This window comes from Flavobacterium myungsuense (genome assembly GCF_042677265.1).
GTDB classification, from domain to species: Bacteria; Bacteroidota; Bacteroidia; order Flavobacteriales; family Flavobacteriaceae; genus Flavobacterium; species Flavobacterium myungsuense.
In genome coordinates this window covers 53,416-74,466 of record NZ_JBHTIZ010000011.1, presented here as the reverse complement: position 1 = coordinate 74,466, position 21,051 = coordinate 53,416, and the positions used below count along the sequence as shown (strand labels likewise).

The 21,051-nt window shown below is 30.5% G+C and carries 21 protein-coding genes; all 21 read left to right on the top strand.

The window, feature by feature from the left end; all coding sequences use genetic code 11:
* The first annotated feature begins 39 nt into the window (after positions 1-39).
* The 21 genes from ACFQ0S_RS03795 to ACFQ0S_RS03695 all read left to right on the top strand — a co-directional run bounded on the left by ACFQ0S_RS03795 (position 40) and on the right by ACFQ0S_RS03695 (position 21,048).
* On the top strand, positions 40-744 hold the full coding sequence (locus ACFQ0S_RS03795; protein ID WP_379754081.1) for a hypothetical protein: 705 nt from the start codon (positions 40-42) through the stop codon (positions 742-744).
* Between the two features lie 233 nt (positions 745-977).
* Positions 978-1,727 (top strand): glycosyltransferase family 2 protein, encoded by a 750-nt coding sequence (locus ACFQ0S_RS03790; protein WP_379754078.1) that lies wholly within the window; start codon positions 978-980, stop codon positions 1,725-1,727.
* A 49-nt stretch (positions 1,728-1,776) separates the two neighbouring features.
* Positions 1,777-2,745 (top strand): hypothetical protein, encoded by a 969-nt coding sequence (locus tag ACFQ0S_RS03785; protein ID WP_379754075.1) that lies wholly within the window; start codon positions 1,777-1,779, stop codon positions 2,743-2,745.
* 23 nt (positions 2,746-2,768) lie between these two features.
* On the top strand, positions 2,769-3,755 hold the full coding sequence (locus ACFQ0S_RS03780; RefSeq protein WP_379754072.1) for a glycosyltransferase: 987 nt from the start codon (positions 2,769-2,771) through the stop codon (positions 3,753-3,755).
* A gap of 24 nt (positions 3,756-3,779) precedes the next feature.
* Positions 3,780-4,673, top strand: coding sequence for a hypothetical protein (locus ACFQ0S_RS03775; RefSeq protein ID WP_379754069.1), 894 nt, complete (start codon positions 3,780-3,782; stop codon positions 4,671-4,673).
* Between the two features lie 27 nt (positions 4,674-4,700).
* Positions 4,701-5,504: a glycosyltransferase family 2 protein gene (locus ACFQ0S_RS03770; RefSeq protein WP_379754066.1), complete on the top strand. Its 804-nt coding sequence runs from the start codon at positions 4,701-4,703 to the stop codon at positions 5,502-5,504.
* A 54-nt stretch (positions 5,505-5,558) separates the two neighbouring features.
* A complete protein-coding gene (locus tag ACFQ0S_RS03765) occupies positions 5,559-6,422 on the top strand; it encodes a glycosyltransferase (protein ID WP_379754063.1) in 864 nt (287 codons plus the stop codon).
* The gene (locus tag ACFQ0S_RS03760) at positions 6,422-7,057 is read left to right on the top strand and encodes a DUF1919 domain-containing protein (RefSeq protein ID WP_379754060.1); all 636 of its coding nucleotides are present in this window, start codon (positions 6,422-6,424) and stop codon (positions 7,055-7,057) included. The genes ACFQ0S_RS03765 and ACFQ0S_RS03760 overlap by 1 nt, the downstream gene beginning before the upstream one ends.
* Positions 7,047-7,958, top strand: coding sequence for a glycosyltransferase (locus tag ACFQ0S_RS03755; RefSeq protein ID WP_379754057.1), 912 nt, complete (start codon positions 7,047-7,049; stop codon positions 7,956-7,958). Before ACFQ0S_RS03760 ends, ACFQ0S_RS03755 begins: the two co-directional genes overlap by 11 nt.
* 29 nt (positions 7,959-7,987) lie before the next feature.
* The gene (locus ACFQ0S_RS03750) at positions 7,988-8,983 is read left to right on the top strand and encodes an NAD-dependent epimerase/dehydratase family protein (protein ID WP_379754054.1); all 996 of its coding nucleotides are present in this window, start codon (positions 7,988-7,990) and stop codon (positions 8,981-8,983) included.
* Positions 8,984-9,003: 20 nt separating this feature from the next.
* On the top strand, positions 9,004-10,599 hold the full coding sequence (locus ACFQ0S_RS03745; RefSeq protein ID WP_379754052.1) for a glucosamine inositolphosphorylceramide transferase family protein: 1,596 nt from the start codon (positions 9,004-9,006) through the stop codon (positions 10,597-10,599).
* 2 nt (positions 10,600-10,601) lie between these two features.
* Positions 10,602-11,741 carry a glycosyltransferase family 4 protein gene (locus tag ACFQ0S_RS03740; RefSeq protein ID WP_379754049.1) on the top strand — a complete coding sequence of 380 codons (1,140 nt, stop codon included), beginning with the start codon at positions 10,602-10,604 and terminating at the stop codon, positions 11,739-11,741.
* Positions 11,738-12,826: a glycosyltransferase gene (locus ACFQ0S_RS03735; RefSeq protein WP_379754046.1), complete on the top strand. Its 1,089-nt coding sequence runs from the start codon at positions 11,738-11,740 to the stop codon at positions 12,824-12,826. The genes ACFQ0S_RS03740 and ACFQ0S_RS03735 overlap by 4 nt, the downstream gene beginning before the upstream one ends.
* Positions 12,813-13,928 carry a glycosyltransferase gene (locus ACFQ0S_RS03730; protein WP_379754043.1) on the top strand — a complete coding sequence of 372 codons (1,116 nt, stop codon included), beginning with the start codon at positions 12,813-12,815 and terminating at the stop codon, positions 13,926-13,928. The genes ACFQ0S_RS03735 and ACFQ0S_RS03730 overlap by 14 nt, the downstream gene beginning before the upstream one ends.
* Complete coding sequence (locus ACFQ0S_RS03725; RefSeq protein ID WP_379754040.1) at positions 13,925-14,866, top strand: GNAT family N-acetyltransferase; 942 nt, start codon at positions 13,925-13,927, stop codon at positions 14,864-14,866. The genes ACFQ0S_RS03730 and ACFQ0S_RS03725 overlap by 4 nt, the downstream gene beginning before the upstream one ends.
* The gene (locus ACFQ0S_RS03720) at positions 14,867-16,066 is read left to right on the top strand and encodes a hypothetical protein (protein ID WP_379754037.1); all 1,200 of its coding nucleotides are present in this window, start codon (positions 14,867-14,869) and stop codon (positions 16,064-16,066) included.
* 10 nt (positions 16,067-16,076) lie between these two features.
* Complete coding sequence (locus ACFQ0S_RS03715; protein ID WP_379754034.1) at positions 16,077-17,033, top strand: polysaccharide deacetylase family protein; 957 nt, start codon at positions 16,077-16,079, stop codon at positions 17,031-17,033.
* A gap of 210 nt (positions 17,034-17,243) precedes the next feature.
* Entirely contained in the window at positions 17,244-18,167 is a 924-nt protein-coding gene (locus ACFQ0S_RS03710) for a hypothetical protein (RefSeq protein WP_379754031.1), read from the top strand.
* Positions 18,168-18,172: 5 nt separating this feature from the next.
* On the top strand, positions 18,173-19,333 hold the full coding sequence (locus ACFQ0S_RS03705; RefSeq protein ID WP_379754028.1) for a glycosyltransferase family 4 protein: 1,161 nt from the start codon (positions 18,173-18,175) through the stop codon (positions 19,331-19,333).
* 42 nt (positions 19,334-19,375) lie between these two features.
* Positions 19,376-20,005: a sugar transferase gene (locus ACFQ0S_RS03700; RefSeq protein ID WP_379754025.1), complete on the top strand. Its 630-nt coding sequence runs from the start codon at positions 19,376-19,378 to the stop codon at positions 20,003-20,005.
* On the top strand, positions 20,002-21,048 hold the full coding sequence (locus ACFQ0S_RS03695; protein WP_379754022.1) for an ATP-grasp domain-containing protein: 1,047 nt from the start codon (positions 20,002-20,004) through the stop codon (positions 21,046-21,048). The genes ACFQ0S_RS03700 and ACFQ0S_RS03695 overlap by 4 nt, the downstream gene beginning before the upstream one ends.
* Positions 21,049-21,051: the final 3 nt, after the last annotated feature.

Genomic DNA, 21,051 nt, shown 5'->3' with positions numbered 1-21,051 from the left:
GTCGCAATAATTGGCAGGTTTAACAAAATCCTCTTTAGATTGCTTAACAAGATTAATGCTAGCGGACTATATGAAGCTTGTGATTTAATTATATTGGTGGTTAATGGTGATAAAAACTTGCTGAATTTTGATTACAATGATGTTTTGGGTAAAATTCGAATAATACATGCACAACCATCAATAAATCATTGTGAATTCCCTGGCTTACATGAATTATGGTCAGATGCAAAAAAACATGATTTTTATGTATTGTATCTTCATACAAAAGGGGTAACTCATATTAACAATAAAGTTATAGAAAATTGGGTTTCATATCTAACATACTTTAATGTTGAAAAATGGCAGGATCGAATTAATGATTTAAAAGAATATGACTGTACTGGCGTTAATTTTAAAGGCGACTATAAAAATCAGTTAAATCAGCCCGAAAAATGGTTTCGTTCTGGACCACCACCGCATTACAGTGGTAATTTCTGGTGGAGTAAATCTTCTTATATCAAATTATTGCCAAATCCTTACCTAATTATTCCTGACAATGATTATTATAAATGGAGGTATTTTTGTGAAATGTGGGTTTTACAATTGTCGGGAAAGTTCCAGAATGTATGGAATTCAGGTGTTAGGCATTATATGTTTGAACCCTATCCTGCATTTATGTATCGTGGCGAAAAAAAATATAGGATACAGAGGTTTCTTTTAAAAAAACTTTTCAGATTATTTATAAGAATAATGCGTAAATATTAGCTTAGAAAATTTAAACAATCATTTTATTTTTCTCCTAGTTCAACTTAAAATACAAATGGTTTTAATGAAAATCGTCGTTAATATTCAACGAACTACTTTTAAATTATTAATTTATTTAACTCCTGTTTTAAGTATTTAAAATGCAATATTCTATATTTATTTCAGTTTTTAATTTAATTATTAGTAAAAAAAACAACTCAGTATACAAACTTTACAATTTTCAATTTTTTTAAATGACTACATTTTCAATAATCATACCCGTTTTTAATTCAGAAAATACTATTTTAATAGCCTTAGAAAGTATTTTAAAACAAAGTTATGAAGGTTTTGAAATTCTTATAGTTGATGGATTATCTACTGACAATACAATAAAAATTGTTGAGGAATTAAACGACAATCGCATTAAAATTTATAGTGAGAAAGATAAGGGAGTCTATGATGCAATGAATAAAGGTATTCATTATGCTCAAGGCGAATGGTTGTATTTTATAGGTAGCGATGATTATTTATACAATAATGATGTTTTACAAACGCTATCTAAAACACTAAATAAAATGAAAAATAATGTGCTTTATGGCAATGTATTGATAAAGGGAAATACAGGTTGGGCAACTGACGGTCAGGTTTATAACGGAGAGTTTTCCTTTCAAAAATTGTTGAAGTCCAATATTTGCCATCAAAGTATGTTTTACAGAAAAAGTTTTATACTAAAAAACCAACTTGAATATGATTTAAAATATCCTATTTCATCAGATTGGGATTTTAATATTGCTTGCCGTTTACAGTCTAAATTTACTTTTATAAATACTATTGTTGCCGTTTTTAATGCTGGAGGAATTTCTACTGGAAAATCAATTACAGAACCTTTTCTACAAGAAAGAAAAGTAAAATATGCTCATTTATATCAAAAATACAAGCCCAATTTAATACAAAGGTTAAAGTATAAAATAAATGCTTTAATTAAAAAAGTAATTAGAAAATAGTCCAATTTAAATAGCTTAAAATTAAATTTTCAATTCAAAAATTAACAAAATGAAAACAATAATATTTACTCTTTGCTCTAATAATTACCTGGCTCATGCCAAAACATTGGGGGATTCTGTAAAACAATATTCGCCAGAAACAGAGTTTATTATAGGCTTAGTAGATCAATTTGATGCAGCCATTGACTACAGTGGTTTTGAGGTTATTAAATACGATCAAATAGGCTACGATTGTTTTGAAGACATGTTATCAAAATACAATATAATTGAATTTAATACAGCTGTAAAACCTTATTATTTACAATATCTTTTAAATAAACATGGTGAAGGAACTAAAGTATATTATATAGATCCAGATATTAAATTGTATTCAAATATCAATCATTTAAATAATTTGTTAGATGCCAACGATATTGTATTGACACCTAATTTAACCGAAATGCCCAATGAAGTTGATTTAGGGGAATTAGCTTCTCTTAGACATGGTTTATTCAATCTCGGTTTTATAGGTGTAAAGTATAGCGATGAAGGACTTCAGTTTGTAGATTGGTGGAAAAAAAGATTACGAAATCATTGTTTGATTGATAAACCAAGAGGAATATTTGTCGATCAAAAATGGGTAGACATAGCGGTGCTTTACTTTAAAGGTTTGCACATAGCAAGTCACAAAGGATTAAATATGGCGTGGTGGAATTTATCGGAAAGAAAATTAGTTGAATCAAAAGGGAAATATTTTGTCAATGATACATCAGAGGAATTGATTTTTTTCCACTTCAGCGGATTTAAGCCTGGAAGTGTAAACTTTACAGGAAGAAACAATGATGATCCTGAATATAGATTTGAAAAGAGACCGGAATTAGTTGGGATTTTTAATGAATATAAGGATTTGTTGTTTCAAAACGGATTTGAAAAATTAACCGTTTGCTCACCAAAGCTCAATTTTGGTTATGGGGTTCAAAAGAAACCGATGTCTTTAAAAAACAAAATAAAAAAAGCTGTAAAAAAGTTTATAAAATAAGTTTCTGAAAATACATCACCGCAATGAACGGAATCAGTATTATTATTTGTACATATAACGGCAAACAAAAACTAGAAGAGACACTTTTAGCTATTTTGAAATTAAAAGCTACATTTTCATGGGAGTTGTTGGTTGTTGACAATGCTTCGATTGATGGTACTGCGGCATTTACATCATCATTATTAAGTGATTCAACTATTGACTTTAGAATTCTTCATGAAGCAGAACCTGGACTTATTAAGGCGAGATTATGCGGGCTTAGAGCTTCTAAATATGATGTTTTGTTATACTGTGATGACGATAATACACTTGATATAAACTATATGCAAATTGGTTATGATTTGATGAAAATGAATCCAATTATTGGTGCATTGGGTGGTTGTGGTACTCCAGTTTTTGAAAATAAGAAACCTGAATGGTTTGATAAATATGGGCATAGTTTTGCTGTTGGTCCACAAGCGATAAATGATGGTCTTATTTCAGAATATCCGGCAGAGCTTTATGGCGCTGGTGCATTTTTCAGGAAATCAGTATTGCTTCAGTTTTTAGAGAAAGGCTTTAAATCGGGTTTGTCTGGAAGGACAGGAAATAATTTAGTGTCTGGAGAAGATGTGGAATGGTGTTATTTAATTCAGTTAGCAGGGTACCAAATTTGGTATGATCATCGATTAATATTCACACATGCTATGCCTAAAGGAAGAATGAATTGGGAATATTATCTAAGATTAAAACAAGGAATTGCTTCTGGAACAGGGCAGTTGCTACCATATAGCTGCTTATTTATAAATAAAAATATGCGAGAGTCACAATACTTAATTAATTGGTTTAAACAAACATCATTTGCTACTCTATTGTATTTGAACTATAAAATAAGAATGTTATTTAGCCAAAAAATGTTAGCCTCTGAAGATAAACTCGGTGAAATTATCCTGAAAGCGAAAATGATATCCTTCTATAATAATGCAATACCAGCCTACAAACATTTTCGTAAACTCAAGGCTATAATTTAATTTTTTTCAATAAAACTTGTGAAAATGATAAAAAAACTAAAACTGATTTATAGATTTTTTCTTGATTTAATTAGTAAAGTTAAGTATTTTATATTTTTAAATAAAACCTCAGACGATCAGTCAAAAGACATTCTTTTTTTAGATAGAAATAACTCTGATATAGATTTAGTTACAATAGCATTCAATAATCCTTTAATGATTGAATTCCAAATACAATTATTAAGGAAAAATATAACAGATAAGTTTAGCTATATTGTTGCCGATAATTCTAATGATTTAAAAGTTAGAAAGCGAATTAGTGATTTATGCAAATCGCATAATGTTTATTATGTTAGTATACCTATAAATATGTATTTTCGAAATAAATCTCATGCTGCAGCTATGCATTGGGTTTATAAAAATATTGTAAAAAAACGAAACAATCTCTATTTTGGATTTTTAGACCATGATATTTTTCCAACAGAACCGTATTCAATATTAAATAGAATGAAAAACAATATTTACGGTAGGGTCATTCATTCTTATTTACCAAATGGATATAATGAAGAAGTAACTTCAGAATATCCTTATTGGTCATTATGGGCTGGATTTTATTTTTTGAAATCTGATTTATTGTCCAGGGTCAATGTTTATCGATTTAATTTTAATCCGAAATCTTTTCAAAAAGGTTCATATTTAGATACAGGAGGAGGATTGTGGGATGTTTTTATGAGTAAAACTCTTTATCCAGGTCAATTAGCCACTTATAGTGCTGTGAAATTTAGAGACTCAAAAGTTAGTAATGTGCAAACTGATTATTATGAAAAAATTGATAATTGGGTACATTTTGTAAATATATCTAATTGGTATTCTACCCCAAATGCAAAAGAAAAAAATGATTTTATTGTAAATTTGTTATCTGAGTTACTTAAAAAATAATTCATTCAAGTCTTAAAATATTTATAAATGCCTTTTTTTTCAGTTATTATACCAACATACAATAGAGCCGAGATTTTAACTAGGGCTTTAAATTCTATTTTAAATCAAAGTTTTTCAGATTGGGAATTGATTATTGTAGACGATGGGAGTAATGATAATACTAAAGAAATTGTTCAAGTTTTTTTAAAAGATTTTAGAATAAAATATTACTTACAAGAAAATCAAGGTGTTTGTACTGCAAGAAATTTAGGTTCTGAAAAGTCAACAGGAATTTATATAGCTTTTTTAGATAGCGATGATTATGTTAGCGAAACATGGTTAATCGATTTTTATAATGAAATTCAGAAATCAAATGCTGATATTGTAAGATGTAAAACACTTATTAATAATATTTCAGAAAATGAAGATCAAGATTTATTATCTGGAAACTTTGCCGTAAAAAAAGATTTGTTTTTAGAAGTAGGGAAATACGACCCCAATCTGAAATTTGGCGAAAATACGGAACTAAAATGGAGGCTAGAAGAACGAAAAGGTATATTTTCATATATTTCAAAGTTTAATTTTTTTTATGATAACGACCTCACAAGTAATACTGATAAAAAGAAAGAAAATCAAATTGAATTCACCTATTATGTTTTAAGTAAACATCAAAATTTATTCAAAAAAAACAAAAGATGGGCACAATTAGTCTATCAAATAGCTGGAGTAAATTGTATGCAGTTGGGTAGAAAAAAAGAAGGTAGAAATTTGATTTGGAAAGGATATTTTAGCAATCCAAAACATATAAAATCATTGTTTAGAGCAATTAAATATTCTGTAAACAAAGCATAGATCATTGAAGGTTGTCCTTTAATTGGGAAATAATTGAAATAAAAAAACAAAAAAATGAAATCTCTTAAAATTACAGTAGTAATGGTAACTTACAACAGAAGTAAAGTTGTAAGCGAAGCAATAGATTGTTTGCAAAAACAAACCTATCCTTTAGAAAGCATCATTATTATTGATAATTGTAGTACAGACGATACCTTAGACGTTTTGTCAAAAAGGAAATCGGCAGACCCTAGGATTCAATTTCGCATGAGAAGTGAGAATGGAGGATATGCAGCTGGTTTAGAAACAGGAATTATATGGGGACTTAGTGATTTCGAAACGGATTATTTTTGGATGATGGATGATGACAGTTATCCAATTCCAGATGCACTTGAGCTTTTAGTTAAAGGTATTTCATCCTATGAATATGATATGCTTGGATTGTCAGGTTTCAAGATGACTACCACAACAAAAGTAACTATTGAACCTCAAGAAGAAGTACAAACGGTAGACTATATTTTAATAGATAATGCTTTGGTTAGAAAAGGAGTAGCAGAGAAAGTTGGTGCTCCAAATCCTGACTTCTTTATGATGTGCGAGGATTATGAATATTGTCTTCGAATTAAAAAAGCAGGGTTTAAGATAGGAGTAATGAAAAATAATCATGTGAATCGTTTGCACCTAGGTTCTCAGAAATTTTCTAAAGCGACACTTTGGAGAGGGTATTATCATTCCAGAAATCACATGATAATTCTTCGTCAATATTTTTCTTGGAATATGATGATTCATTATGTTTTGATGCAAATGAAATACCTTTTCGGGTCATTTTCAGCACCCGATAGATTCACAAGAATAAAGTTCAGACTGATCGGAATTTATCATGGTTTGATAGGTAAAAAAGGAAAAACGTTACGACCAGACACTTTAAAATTTCAATAATGTTAAAGAAAATCTTCAATTATTCACGAGAGCAGCTGCATCAAAGATTAGCTAAAATTCGATTGAAAAATAAGAATTTTTCTATTATTTCTGATGATTGTTGGGGAGGTAGAGTATATACAGATGTTGGTGTTTCTTATACTTCGCCTACGGTAAATCTCTTTTTTTATTCGTCTTGCTTTTTGAAATTGGTACAAGATTTAAAAACCTATATTGAAAAAGATTTAGAATTTATATCCGTTTCAAAGTATGAAGTAGCCAATCAATCAATAATGAATTCGGGAAAGCATTATCCTATAGGTAAGTTAGGTGATATAGAAGTTCATTTTTTGCATTCAAAAGACAACGAAGATGCAATGACAAAATGGAATTATAGAAAAACGCGATTGAATTATAATAACTTATTTTTTAAATTTTCAGACGCTTACCTTATAGATCCAAACGATTTAATAGAATTTGAAAAATTACCATTAAAAAATAAAGTGATATTTGTTTCAAAAAAGTATGGGGGTTTAGCCAATTTTATTCATTTAAAAGAGTTTGAAAAAAATGGATTTGTTGGTGATGCATTCAAATACAGATGGATTTACCGTAACTATTTTGATGCAATTAAATGGTTGAATGATGGTAAATAAAGAACTATCAAATATAAAGTTTGCAGGTTTTTTAATGACTTATGAACGGGCCGATATTTTAGAACAAACCATACAAAAAATACTGTCACAATCTATTGCTCCTGAAAAATTACTCATTGTTGACAATAGTGTAACAAATACGACAGAATTAATGATAAAGAGATTGGGAAATCCAATCTTGGTGTATCATAAAGTAGGAAAAAATTCAGGTCCAGCCGGTGCAGCCAAAGTAGGGTTAGAACTGTTAAGTAAAGAAGGTTTTGATTGGATATATTGGGGAGACGATGATGATGCTCCTATTTTTGAAGATACTTTTAAAATACTTTTACATACAGCTCTATCTGATGAAAAGTGTGGATGTGTGGGTGTAGTTGGACAATATTTTAATCGATATACAGGTTTTGTAAAAAGAGTTCCAAATGAATTGTTACAATCAGAGGGAGTTTTAAAAGTAGATACCATTGCAGGAGGAATGTCAAAAATTGTAAATGGTGAAATGATTAGGAAACATCAAATTTTTCCTGATGACAAGTTGTTCTTTGGCATGGAAGAACTGGATTTTGATTTGAAAATTAAAAAAATCGGATATAGTTTATTGGTAGATAGACCGTTTTATTATCAACATCGTTTGCGGTGGAATAGGGTAGCCGTTCCAAATAAGACTCTAAAGGTTAAATCTGATAATGCTCTTGTTAGAGAATATTATTCCATTAGAAACGGATTGTATATTTATAGCAAAAACAGATTGGTTTCGGCTTCGATAATTTTTTTCCTATACTACGCGATAAAACAGATTATCAGTTTTAAATTTGGAATAAATCAAGGAAAGCAAAGGTTAAAAAATTTTTCCAAATCCATTTCTGACTTGTTTTACTCAAAAATGGGCAGATATACTGCCTGAAACTTACAAAAAGTAATTACAAACAACTCATGAAAATACTAATAACGGGAGCAGCAGGGTTCATTGGCATGCATGCTGTATCAAAATTTGCTTCTTTAGGACATGAAGTAACAGGTTTAGATAATATCAATGCATATTATGAAACGGACTTGAAATATGCTCGATTGAATCAATTGGGAATTAATCGTGATGATTTGGAATACAATAAAAAAGTCTCTGGAAATAACAATATTCAATTTGTTTTATTAGATATTCAAGATGCTGGAAATTTGAATTCTTTATTTGCAACTCAAAAATTTGATATAGTAGTTCATCTTGCAGCTCAAGCAGGAGTGAGGTATTCCATTACTAATCCAAGAGATTACATCGACAGTAACATCATTGGTTTTTATAATATATTGGAGGCCTGCAGAAATTTTCCAGTAAACCACCTTGTTTTTGCTTCAAGTTCATCCGTTTATGGTAATACAGATGCTATTCCGTTTTCTGAAAATCAAAATACCGATTTACCCGTAAGTTTTTATGCTGCTACCAAGAAAAGCAATGAAGTAATGGCTCATGCCTATGCTGATTTATATCAATTGAAAATAACAGGCTTAAGATTTTTTACAGTTTACGGACCATGGGGTAGACCAGATATGGCACCAGTATTATTTGCTAAAGCAGGTATGGACCATAAACCCATCAAGGTTTTTAATAATGGCGAACAAAGTCGAGATTTTACTTATATTGATGATATAATTCAAGGGATTGTTTTAGTCTCTCAAAGTGAGTTAAATGATAAAAAGTATCAAATTTTAAACATTGGAAAGGGTAGTCCTGTTGCTCTCATGGATTTTATACATTTATTGGAACGAGAATTGGGAACTCCATTTCAATACGATTTTATGCCTCCACAAAAAGGAGATGTAGTTACTACCTACTCCAATACAAGCGAAATAGAGAAATTAGGTTATAAAGCAACTACGCCATTGGAGCTTGGGATTCCTAAGTTTATCAAATGGTTTAAAGAATATTACAAGTAAAGCATAATTTACCAATTTCAATGAATCAACCAATAAAAGTAATTATTCTAAACGACGGACAACAGGTAAAAAAATGGGTCGCGGATATTGTTACTTTTGTCTCTAAATCACCCCATTTTATTGTAAGTGGAGTTATTGTAAATGAAGGAAAAAAACATTCTAATTCTTCATTTTTATATAGAGGATTACGCTATTTAGATAGCAAGTTCTTTAAAGCTAAAAGTAATCCGTTTCAAACAGTAACTTTAAATTTAGATACTACTATTTATCCAACTACACCTATTCAGAAACAATTTAGTGATTGGTTGGATGACGATTGTGTTGCTTTTTTGAGAGAAAAACAACCCGATTTAATTTTACGATTTGGTTTTAGGATTTTAAGAGGCCCCATTTTATCAATGCCTAAATTTGGAATTTGGTCTTTGCATCACGGAGATAATGAAGTAAACCGTGGAGGTCCTCCAGGTTTTTGGGAAGTAGTGCAACAAGAGCCTATCTCTGGTGTTACACTGCAACAAATAACAGAAGATTTAGATGGAGGAAAAGTCATTGGTAGAGCTTTTACCAAAACCGATTTACTCTCTTTTCATAGAAATCAAGTTAACTTATTCGAGATTGGAGTTCGCCTTTTTGAAGAAAAGTTGATTCGTTTGTCTAAGGGAGAATTAATACCTGAAAAACAGCCATTCGATTTTTACAGTAATCCACTTTTTAAAAATCCAGATAATAAAAAATCATTAAGTATTATTTTTCATTTTGGAATTCGAATCCTGAAACGAACATTCGAAAATCTTTTTTATGAAGAACAATGGATTATTAGTCATTCTAAAACAAATAATTCTGAGGAGTCTTTATATCGATTTCAAAATTTAATTCCTCCTAAAGGTATAAGTTGGGCGGATCCATTTCCAGTTTATCACAATAATGAATTATGGTTGTTCGCAGAAGAAATAATTGGTAAAGGCTTGGGCAAAATAGTTTGTTTTAAATATTCAAAGGAAGAGAAACGTTTTCAAAGCCCAAAAACAGTGATACAAGAATCGTTTCATTTGTCGTATCCTTTTGTTTTTGAGTATGAAAACGTATGGTATATGATGCCTGAAACTGGTGATTCAGGTAATGTAATCCTATATAAATCAACATCATTTCCTTACAATTGGACGCAAGAAAAGACAGTTGTTGAAAACAAAAAAATGTACGATGCTACTCCATTTGAGCACAATGGGAAGTGGTATTGTTTTGCTTCAGAACGTTCCAAAGCTACATTAACTCCAAATGATTTATTACAACTTTACATTTTAGAAGATGGACCTTTAGGCTCGTGGAAAGAACACCCTGCAAGTCCAATAAAAATTGATGTTAGAGGTGGTCGTTCAGCAGGAAAAATAGTTACAAAAAACGGAAGAACATTTCGACCGGCTCAATTAGGAGCGCCTAAATACGGTTATGCCATCCAGATGTATGAGATTTTACATTTAGATGAATTCAAATATGAAGAATGTCTGGTAGATACCATTTTCCCTAATTGGAGAAAAGAAAATTTAGCAACACATACTTTTAATCAAGCTGATGGTTGGCAATTTATCGATAGCCAACAATTGGTAAGGAAAACATAAATATGCGAATACTATTAGTCATTGATTCTTTTTTTACGGGTGGAGCAGAGTTCTCTACCTTAGAATTATTTAGTTATTTAAAAGATAAAGGTGTAGCTATTCTTATTTGCAAAACAAAAGAAATGCGTCCAGAATACCAACCCAATGCTTTTGGATTAGACAACAACTTGATTCAAACGCTACCGCAATTAGGATTCAAAGCAAAAAGAAAAGCATTACAAAATAGCATCGCCGATTTTAAACCAGATATAGTTCATTCGGTGCTCTTTAATTCGAATTTATTGGTTCGCACCATCAGAGTATTTGACAGTTCATTCGTTCATATAGAAAGTTTAGTCAATCACACCTACAGTTCTAATCGTTTGAATGAACCCGGTGTTACAAAATATAAATTAGAGTTTTATAGATGGTTGGATAGAATAACCAGTATTTTTGGTACTGATCATTTTCATCCAAATGGATTTTCTGTAGCAGAACATTATCAGAAAGCTCTCGGAATTTCTCCTAAAAAAATGACAGTAGTTCATAGAGGAAGAAGAGGAGAAAATTATGAAGTAGCTTCATTATCTAAATCTGATTTTGGAATTCCTGAAAATAAATTGATATTGATTAATGTGGCACGTCAGGAATATCAGAAAGGTCAAGATGTTCTTTTTGATGCTATTGCGATTCTACAAAAAGATGTTCGGGACAAAATCCATCTACTAGTTGTGGGAAGAGAAGGTAAAGCAACTTCATCGTTACAAAAACAAGTTCAAGATAAAAACATAAGTTCTTTTATTTCTTTTTTAGGACACAGAACAGATATTCCTGCACTTTTAAAAATGTCCGATGTTTTTGTTTTTCCATCTAGATTTGAGGGACTTCCTGGTGTTTTAATAGAAGCTGAGGCTTCTGGTTTGCCAATTATTTGCACACACTTATCGATGATGCTTGAAGTAGTAAAAGCGAATGAAAATGCATTAACATTTGAATTAAACAATTCAGTTCAATTGGCTGAGGCAATAGAGAAATTAGTCACTCAAGCAGATTTACGAAGTCAATTTGCTAAAAAAAGTAAAGAAGTTTTTAAGGACAATTTTCAAATTGAATCGGTACACCAAAAAATGTATGATTTGTACCAAAAATTGATTCAAAAATGATTGTCTTTCAACTGATACAAAAACCACAGAAAAGAGGCGCGGAGATTTTTGCAGCCCAGCTTTCTGAAAAATTACAAAAATTAGGACATAGAGTGGTGCTAATTAGTTTGTTTGAAGGAGTTTGCGATTTGCCTTTTTCAGGCGAAATTATTCATTTGAATAGACCTTTATCGAAGCGTTGGTTTGACATTTCGGGTTGGAAAAAATTAGCACAATTAGTTAAAGAATACAAACCCGATTTAGTTCAGTGTAATGCTGGAGATACATTAAAATTTGCGGTTTTGTCTAAGCTAATATTTGGTTGGAAATCTTCAATTGTAGCTAGAAATGCAAGTACAGTTAGCGGTTACATTAAATCAAATAGTACAAGGAAGATTAATGAATTTCTTTATTCTAAGACAGATGCAATTATTTCGGTTTCTGAATATTCCAAAAAAGATTTGAATCAATTATTTCCAGCTACCAAAAATAAAACAACGGTAATTCCTATAGGAGTAGAGAATCAGATTATTCATAAAGTTGATTGGAAAGAAGCTGAAAATAGTTCCTTTAATATTATTCATGTTGGCGGTTTTACTTTTGAAAAGAATCACAAAGGATTACTCAATATTTGGAAATTATTTTTAAAAGAACAACCCGATGCCAACTTACATCTTTTTGGAGACGGTCCTTTAAGACAAGAAATGGAGAATTTAGTAACTTTGGATGGCTTACAATCTTCGGTTATTTTTTATGGATGGGTTGCTAATCCTCTTGATTATATTGCTAAAGCGGATGTGCTAGTGCTTCCAAGCATCATTGAAGGTTTACCTGGAGTGCTTTTGGAAGCAATGTTTTGTAAGACAATAGTAGTTGCGAATAATGTAGGAGGTATTTCGGAAATTATACAATCTAATGAAACTGGATTCTTAGCTGAAAAAGGAGACGAAAGGGAATTTGCATCATTAATGAAAAACGCGATTGATTTAAATACTAATGCTATTACTAATAAAGCTTATAACTTAGTTGAAGAACATTTCAGCAATGATTACATTGCTCAACAATTTGAAAAGACCTATCTAAAAATTAGTAATGGAAAAAATTAAAGTACTTCATATAATCAAATCACTTGGTCGTGGTGGAGCTGAAATGCTATTGCCAGAGACATTAAAGCAACATAATCAGGAGCAATTTGAATTCCATTACATCTATTTTTTACCGTGGAAAAATCAATTAGTTGAAAGTATTGAAAATGCAGGTGGAAAAGTGACTTGCTTTTCTGCTAAAAATAATGTTCAATTAATATTACATTTTTCGAATATTATAAAATATTGTAAGGAACATAAAATACAGCTTATTCATGCTCATTTACCTTGGGCTGGCTTCTTGAGTAGATTGGTTCATAGTATAACTAAAATACCAGTTATTTATACGGAGCATAATCTTCAGGAACGGTATCATTTTATAACCAAGTACATTAATAAATGGACATTTAATTTTCAAACTCTTGCTATTGGAGTTTCTAATGATGTTACTCAATCTATACAAAAAAATATCCAACCCAAGTTAGCCTGCAAAACAGTTCTCAATGGAGTAAATACAAAAAGTTTTGTGCGATTGAATGGAGAGGAACGAATCACTATCAGAAAACAATTTGGTATTCCTGAAAATGCAATAGTTGTAGGAACAACTGCTGTTTTTCGTTTTCAAAAACGTTTGGATAAATGGATGGAAATTATGCATACTGCAATAGAAAAAAATCCAAATATTTATGGAATTGTAATTGGTGCAGGAGTTTTGGAAAATGAAATAAGAGCCAAACATACAGAGCTAAATTTAGAATCGAAAGTGTTTTTTGCGGGTTTACAAGCTCAGGTCAAACCTTATTATGAAGCGATGGACATTTTTATGATGTGCTCTTCTTTTGAGGGTCTACCAATAGCTTTACTTGAAGCAATGAGTATGAACTGCGCAATAGTTTCGACAAATGCGGGAGGAATCAAAGAAGTACTCCGCCATGAAATAGATGGTCTTATGGTTGATGTTGATGATTGGAAAGAGCTTTCGACTTCAATCGAAGAGTTAGCAGCAAATCCTGCAAAAATGGCTCATTTGCAATCTAAGGCTAGAAGCAGAGTAGAGACTTCATTTAGTTTAGGAGCAATGGTTCAAGAATTAGAAACTTTATATCTCTCTAATAAAATATGATAGTAAAACAAGCGTCTATAAATGATATTCCCAATATTGTTGAATTACTAAAATTGAGTTTAGGAGAAAGTGTTGTAGGAAAATCTTCAACTATTTGGAATTTCAAGCATGCTGACAATCCGTTTGGTTCGTCACATGTCTTGGTAGCTACCGATGATGAAAAGTTTGTAGGAGTTAGGGCCTTAATGAAATGGAATTGGCAATTAGGTAATGATGTTTGGGTTGCCTATAGAGCAGTTGATACTGCAACTCATCCAGATTTTCAAGGAAAAGGGGTTTTTAAGAAGTTGACTTTAAAAGCTTTAGATGATGTTCAAGAAAATCAAGAAACTTTTGTTTTTAATACACCTAATGACAAAAGCCGTCCAGGATATCTAAAAATGGGTTGGGTTGTAGTTGATTCATTACCAATTGCAATTGTACCAACAATACTGTATATTTTTCTATCTTTTCTTAGAAAAAAAATGCTATATTCAAACCAAATTCAAAATGAAAAATTAGATGAACTTTGTAAAGTTCATAATAATGATTTATCAGAAAAAAAAAGCATCTTTACACCAAAGTCTGCCACATATTTGAAGTGGCGTTTTGAAGAGAATCCTATGCAAAAATATAAAGTAGTATCTACTAATGATTCGTATGTGGCAATGTACATTAAAAAACGCCGATTTTTTAAAGAATTAAGAGTAGTTGAGGTTATTAGCTCCAATGAGAGCATACATAAAAAGGTGATACAAAATGCCATCATAGATTATGCAATTCAAAATAGATGTTGGATTACTACTTTGTCAAATAAAGATTTATTTCCTTTTAGATTTTTTGGTAAGTTCGGACCAAAATTGACATTTAAGTCACTTACAAAAGATACTTTGTTTATAAATAAAGCTTTAGATATTAATAATTGGAAATATAGTTTGGGAGACTTAGAATTATTTTAGATGATAGATATTGATTTTCTCATAGTTTTTATTTTCATCTTGGCAGTGAATTATATTTTGCTGAATAGTTTGGCAAAAAAGCATTCTTTTTTTAATAAAGGCTTAGTAAACAAATTATATTGGTTTCATGTAGCTTTTTTTGTAATTTATTTTATATATGGGTTAGCAAATAGATCAGACTCCTACGAATATTATTTTGATGCTTTGAATATGGGGGAAAGTTGGGGGAGTCAATTTAGATCTGGAACCGTTTTCATAAGTTTTTTTGCCGCTCCATTAGTAAACATAGGCCTTTCTTTTTTATCAGTATCATTTATATTTTCATGGATGGGTTATATTGGTTTTGTTTATGCCTACGTCTATTTTAAAGAAAACATACCGATTGATGTAAAAGTTTTTGGACGATTTGATTTGCTAACACTTTTGCTTTTTTTACCAAATATGCATTTTTGGACAGCATCAATAGGAAAAGGATCAATGATTTTTATGGGTTTAATGCTTTTTACTTATGCTATTAAGTTTCCTCAAAAAAGAATATTTACATTAATTATTGGAGGTTTTTTTATTTACATGGTTCGTCCTCACGTTATGCTTTTTGTTTTGGTTGGTGTAATGGTTGGAATATTGTTTGGCAAAGGAAAGACCAGTATTGGTATTAAACTACTTGTAATAGTTGCCTCAATAGGTTTTTTAGCCGCTGCAAGTAGTTCTATTTTAGCAGTCGCTAAATTAGAAAATTCTGAAAATGTAGTAGAAGATTTTGAAGAGTTTACAGGAGCAACAGCTGCAAAATTAAAGTCATCAGCAGATTCAGGAGTTTCAATGTCTAATTATCCCTTACCCTTAAAATTGTTTACGTTCTGGTTTCGACCCTTATTTATAGATTCACCTGGGATAGTTGGACAATTTAGTTCAATAGAAAATTTAATTTATTTATTATTATTTGCAAAAATTATCAATATGCGTTTTGTACGTTTTATATTAAAAGCACCTTATATGGTTAAAATGTCTGCTATTGTTTTTTTATTATCGTCATTCGCTTTAACTTTTGTGATGTCTAATTTAGGTATAATAATGAGACAAAAATCAATGGTAATGTATTTTGGGTTTTTTGTAATTTATTATTTTCTCGGTTTAGAAAAATGGAAGTATTTGGAAAAAATGAAGCAGAAAAATATTGAATCGGTTACCACAGTTTAATAATATTAAAATGAAAAATGGAACGCTAGTTATTTCTCTTGATTTTGAACTTATTTGGGGTGTCTTTGATCATGAAGATATAGATAATAAAAAAGAATATTTTGACAATACATTACATGTAATCCCTAAAATTATTGAGAGTTTCGAAAAGAAAGAAGTAAAGGCCACTTGGGCTACTGTAGGTATGCTTTTTAATGATAATTGGGAAGAGTGGGAATCAAATCAACCTAAAAACAAGCCAACTTATCATAATTCTAAGTTAGATGCTTATAATTATGGAGCATTGCATAAAAAATCAGGTTTAGATCGATTTTTTTTCGCTCCAAACTTAATTAAAGAGATTCAACAAGCTAAAGGTCAAGAAATAGGGACTCATACATATTCTCATTATTATTGTTTAGAATCAGGGCAAAATGAAGATCAATTTGCAAATGATATTGATACGGCAATTAAAATGGCTGCTAAATTCAACATAAATCTTAAATCTCTAGTATTTCCTAGAAACCAATTTAATGAATCCTATTTAGCATGTTGTGCTGAAAAAGGGTTAAGTTCAGTTCGTTCCAATCCTAATTTTTGGTATTGGAATACAATGACTCCACAAACAATGGCAACTAAAGTTTTTAGAACTGCCGATGCTTACTTTTCTTTAGGAACAAAGTCATACGAGAAAGAGATTTTAAATAATAAAGATCCGTTATGTCAGCCTTCAAGTCGATTTTTAAGACCACAGCATAAAATAGAATTGATAAACGCTTTGCGATTAAACCGTATCAAAAATGAGATTATTCATGCTGCAAAAAATGAAGAAGTATATCATTTGTGGTGGCATCCTCATAATTTTGGTATAGACCCTGAAGGAGCCATTAAAACATTAAAAGCAATTATAGAAGTATATACCTATTGTAAAGATAATTTTGGAATGGAAAGCAAAACAATGGAAGAGTTCCAACTTGGAATATCCTAATTTTAAAACAATAAATTATTTTAATTTACAAGTTTGAATAAAAAATACTTTACCACTTTACTACCTTTATTTCAAAAACAATGGATAACAATTCTGTTTATTTACCATTGTTTTTTTATATATTTTGCATACCTAATCCGAGACATTAGAGGCAAGTCTGACGCTTTATTATATTGGGGTTTAACTTTTGATATAGATAAATATTCTTGGATGTCATTTGCTAAATTCGGAACTTCATTTGTTATCTTTATTAATTATCCGTTTATAAAATTAGGTTTTCCTTTTTGGTTTGGATTTGTACTTTACGGTATAGTTGGCTTTTGCGGAGTTCTTATTTACATAAAATGGATTCACATTGTCTTAGGAACAAAGTTATTTGTTCAAGGATATAACATAATTCCAGTATTCTATGTGTTGCCAAACCTACATTTCTGGACGTCTGGAATAGGAAAAGAACCTTTAGTTTTCTTTGGTTTAGCATCTGTATTCTATGCATTTACAATAAAAGTGTATAAATCATTTAGTTTTGTTATAGGCGCTTTACTCATACTTATTATTCGTCCACATGTAGCATTGATGTTACTTTTATCATGGAGTCTAGTTTATTTTTTTAATAAAAAAATATTGATTAAAAATCGTTTGTTCTTTACAACAATATGCAGTTTGCTATTAGTTGTTCTTCTATATATTGTTTTTCAAATGACCCATATTCGATATTGGGATTGGCAACGTATTACTTATTTTAATGAGTATTCAATACAATCCTTTCGTTATTCGGGTTCTTATGTGCCAATGCTTGACTATAATTGGTTTTATAAGATGTTCTCTTTTTATTTCAGACCGTTATTTTATGATGCAAATTCAATTTTATCTCTTTTTTCAAGTCTAGAAAATGTTTTTGTTCTTAGTATTCATAGTATTGGTTTGTACTTTATAGTAAGATTTAGAAATAGAATAATCTTTACAGAATGGTTAAAGTGGATTTTAGTGTTTACTCTAGTTTGTGGAATACTTTATGTGGAGCGATATGCTAATTTAGGTATTTTTATGAGGACTAAAATGATGTTTCAGCCTTTTACAATAATTGCATTGCTTTTTATCATCAAGAAGGGGTTTGCAATTCAAAGCACTTAAATATCATGAATAGAGAAAAGATTATTCGTATTACAACTGTTCCCATTTCTTTAGAAAAATTACTTTCAGGACAATTACGTTTTATGAGTTCGTTTTATGATGTAATTGCTGTTGCAGCAGAAAAAGATAATTTAGAAAAATTAGGAAAAAATCTAGATGTACCTGTTTTTCATCTTGAAATGACTCGAAAAATAACACCAATACAAGACATAATTGCTGTAGTAAAGTTATTTTTATTCTTAAAAAAAACAAAGCCTCTAATTGTTCACTCACATACTCCAAAAGCTGGAATTGTAGGAATGTTAGCCTCTAAATTAGCAGGAGTTCCATATCGTTTGCATACAGTTGCAGGATTACCATTGTTAGAGGCTAGGGGCGCAAAAAGGAAAATACTAGATGTAGTAGAGAAATTTACGTATGCATGTGCAAATCGTGTTTATCCTAACTCTTTTGGATTAAAAGAAATTATAATTGAAAATAATTTTTGTAAATCAAGTAAATTAAAAGTTTTAGCCAACGGAAGTTCTAACGGAATTGATACTTCTTATTTTAATTCTGAATTGTTTTCTGCAAATCAAAATTTGAATCTAAAAAACGAATTAGGAATTCTTCCAGACGATTTTGTTTTTATTTTTGTGGGCCGTTTAGTTCGTGATAAAGGAATTAATGAAATGGTTCTTGCTTTCGTGCTGTTGCAAAAAGAAAATGCTAAAATAAAGTTACTTTTAGTTGGGGATTATGAAAATGATTTAGACCCACTGTCAAGCGCAACAGTCGATAGAATAAATACAAATGACTCAATATTTGCCGTAGGTTTTAAAAATGATGTTAGACCTTATTTTGCTATATCTGACACACTTGTTTTTCCTAGTTATCGGGAAGGTTTTCCTAATGTTGTGATGCAGGCGGGAGCCATGAATTTGCCATGCATAGTTTCAGATATTAACGGTTGCAATGAAATAATAATAGAAAAAGAGAATGGATTTATAATTCCGGTAAAAAACGACTTAGCTATTTTTGAAGCCATGAAAAAAATCTTATCAAATACTTTATTAACTACAAAAATGAAAACGAATTCACGAGCAATGATTGTTTCTAGATACGAACAAAAGGTTGTTTGGGATGCCATTCTTTCAGAATATCGTACTTTTGACCCAAGACTTTAAAGACGAACTATATTTGCCAAATGAAAAATAATTCAGAATTTAATGTATAAATCAATAGTTAAACCAATTTTCGATTTTAGTGCAGCATTTCTTGGCTTTATAATAGTATCACCTGTTTTTTTAGTAGTGACTTTTTTATTGTTTATAGCTAATAATGGGAAACCTTTTTTCTTTCAATTGCGTCCTGGTAAAAATGGTAAGATATTTAAAATCGTTAAGTTTAAAACGATGAACGATAAGAAAGATAAAGAGGGTAATTTGCTTTCAGATGCTGAAAGACTTACAAGAGTGGGGTCATTTGTGCGAAAAACTTCTTTAGATGAAATACCTCAATTACTAAATGTTATAAAAGGTGATATGAGTTTAATTGGTCCAAGACCACTACTTCCTAGTTATTTAGAAATATATAGTGATTTTGAAAACAGGCGTCATGAAGTTAAACCAGGAATTACAGGTTGGGCTCAGGTCAATGGGCGAAACACAATTTCATGGGATGAAAAATTTGAATACGATGTTTGGTATGTAGATCATTTTTCAATTTTATTAGATTTTAAAATACTTTTTATGACAATAAAAAAAGTGCTTATAAGAGAAGGAATTAGTAATAATGAAGGACACGTAAGTATGCCAGCATTTACAGAATATTATAATGAAAAAAATAAAAAATTATGATTAAAAATGTATTAGTTACAGGAGCTGGCGCATTATTAGGGCAAGGTATATTAAGGTTACTACAAGTTTCAGACTTTCCAAAAAAAATATTTACTGCCGATCCTGACCCAAGATCTTCGGGACATTGGTTGGGAGATTATGCTTTAACCGTTCCTAAAATAAATGAAGAAAATTACGGCAAGGTAATAGAGGAAATTATCGTGCAATATAAAATTGATGCTATTTTGGTAGGTACCGATGTTGAACTTCCTTTTTTTGCCAAACATAAAGATGTTTTTTTACAGAAATACAATTGTAAAGTTGTGGTAAGTAGTGAAGAAGTTATTACTATTGCGAATAATAAATTTTTAACTTCAGCTTTTCTAGAGGAAAATAATTTTCCATACCCATTTTCTGTAATGGCAAACGACAAAAACAAACTCTTGGAAATTGAAGAAAAGTTAGGGTTTCCATTATTTGCAAAACCATTCGATGGTGCTCGATCTTTAGGAATTATGAAGATAGAAACCCACGAAGAATTAATGGCTATTTATCATCCAGAAAGTAATTTGGTGGTCCAACAGTTTTTATCTGAATCAGAAGGAGAGTTTACCTCTGGTTGTATTGTTGTGGAAGGGAAGTGTAAAGCCATAGTTACAATGAAACGAGATTTAAGAGATGGTAATACCTACAGAGCTTACCTAGATGGCGAAACTTCAAAGTACGATTCGTTTATTATTCCAATTGCTGAAAAATTAAATGCTGATGGTCCAGTAAATTTTCAGTTCCGAATTTCAAATGGTAAGCCTGTTATTTTTGAAATTAATGGACGTTTCAGCGGAACAACTCCTTTAAGACATTTCTTCGGGTTTAATGAAGTAGAAGAGTTGTTGAAATATTATCTTTTTGGAACTGAAATTAAGAAACCATTACTCAAAAACGGTTTAGTTTTAAGGACTTGGTCAGATGTTTTTGTGGACGAAAAAGAATTCAATACTCTAAAGAATGAAGGAAAATTCGAAAATTTGAAACCTGAATTTTATAATTTTAGTCTAAAAAAATAGATA

Coding starts and splice junctions, on each gene's coding strand:
- ACFQ0S_RS03780 (WP_379754072.1), top strand. CDS start 2,769: ATGAACGGAATCAGTATTATTATTTGTACATATAACGGCAAACAAAAA.
- ACFQ0S_RS03765 (WP_379754063.1), top strand. CDS start 5,559: ATGAAATCTCTTAAAATTACAGTAGTAATGGTAACTTACAACAGAAGT.
- ACFQ0S_RS03720 (WP_379754037.1), top strand. CDS start 14,867: ATGATAGATATTGATTTTCTCATAGTTTTTATTTTCATCTTGGCAGTG.
- ACFQ0S_RS03770 (WP_379754066.1), top strand. CDS start 4,701: ATGCCTTTTTTTTCAGTTATTATACCAACATACAATAGAGCCGAGATT.
- ACFQ0S_RS03775 (WP_379754069.1), top strand. CDS start 3,780: ATGATAAAAAAACTAAAACTGATTTATAGATTTTTTCTTGATTTAATT.
- ACFQ0S_RS03760 (WP_379754060.1), top strand. CDS start 6,422: ATGTTAAAGAAAATCTTCAATTATTCACGAGAGCAGCTGCATCAAAGA.
- ACFQ0S_RS03695 (WP_379754022.1), top strand. CDS start 20,002: ATGATTAAAAATGTATTAGTTACAGGAGCTGGCGCATTATTAGGGCAA.
- ACFQ0S_RS03755 (WP_379754057.1), top strand. CDS start 7,047: ATGGTAAATAAAGAACTATCAAATATAAAGTTTGCAGGTTTTTTAATG.
- ACFQ0S_RS03790 (WP_379754078.1), top strand. CDS start 978: ATGACTACATTTTCAATAATCATACCCGTTTTTAATTCAGAAAATACT.
- ACFQ0S_RS03785 (WP_379754075.1), top strand. CDS start 1,777: ATGAAAACAATAATATTTACTCTTTGCTCTAATAATTACCTGGCTCAT.
- ACFQ0S_RS03700 (WP_379754025.1), top strand. CDS start 19,376: ATGTATAAATCAATAGTTAAACCAATTTTCGATTTTAGTGCAGCATTT.
- ACFQ0S_RS03735 (WP_379754046.1), top strand. CDS start 11,738: ATGATTGTCTTTCAACTGATACAAAAACCACAGAAAAGAGGCGCGGAG.
- ACFQ0S_RS03715 (WP_379754034.1), top strand. CDS start 16,077: ATGAAAAATGGAACGCTAGTTATTTCTCTTGATTTTGAACTTATTTGG.
- ACFQ0S_RS03710 (WP_379754031.1), top strand. CDS start 17,244: ATGTCATTTGCTAAATTCGGAACTTCATTTGTTATCTTTATTAATTAT.
- ACFQ0S_RS03750 (WP_379754054.1), top strand. CDS start 7,988: ATGAAAATACTAATAACGGGAGCAGCAGGGTTCATTGGCATGCATGCT.
- ACFQ0S_RS03730 (WP_379754043.1), top strand. CDS start 12,813: ATGGAAAAAATTAAAGTACTTCATATAATCAAATCACTTGGTCGTGGT.
- ACFQ0S_RS03740 (WP_379754049.1), top strand. CDS start 10,602: ATGCGAATACTATTAGTCATTGATTCTTTTTTTACGGGTGGAGCAGAG.
- ACFQ0S_RS03745 (WP_379754052.1), top strand. CDS start 9,004: ATGAATCAACCAATAAAAGTAATTATTCTAAACGACGGACAACAGGTA.
- ACFQ0S_RS03705 (WP_379754028.1), top strand. CDS start 18,173: ATGAATAGAGAAAAGATTATTCGTATTACAACTGTTCCCATTTCTTTA.
- ACFQ0S_RS03725 (WP_379754040.1), top strand. CDS start 13,925: ATGATAGTAAAACAAGCGTCTATAAATGATATTCCCAATATTGTTGAA.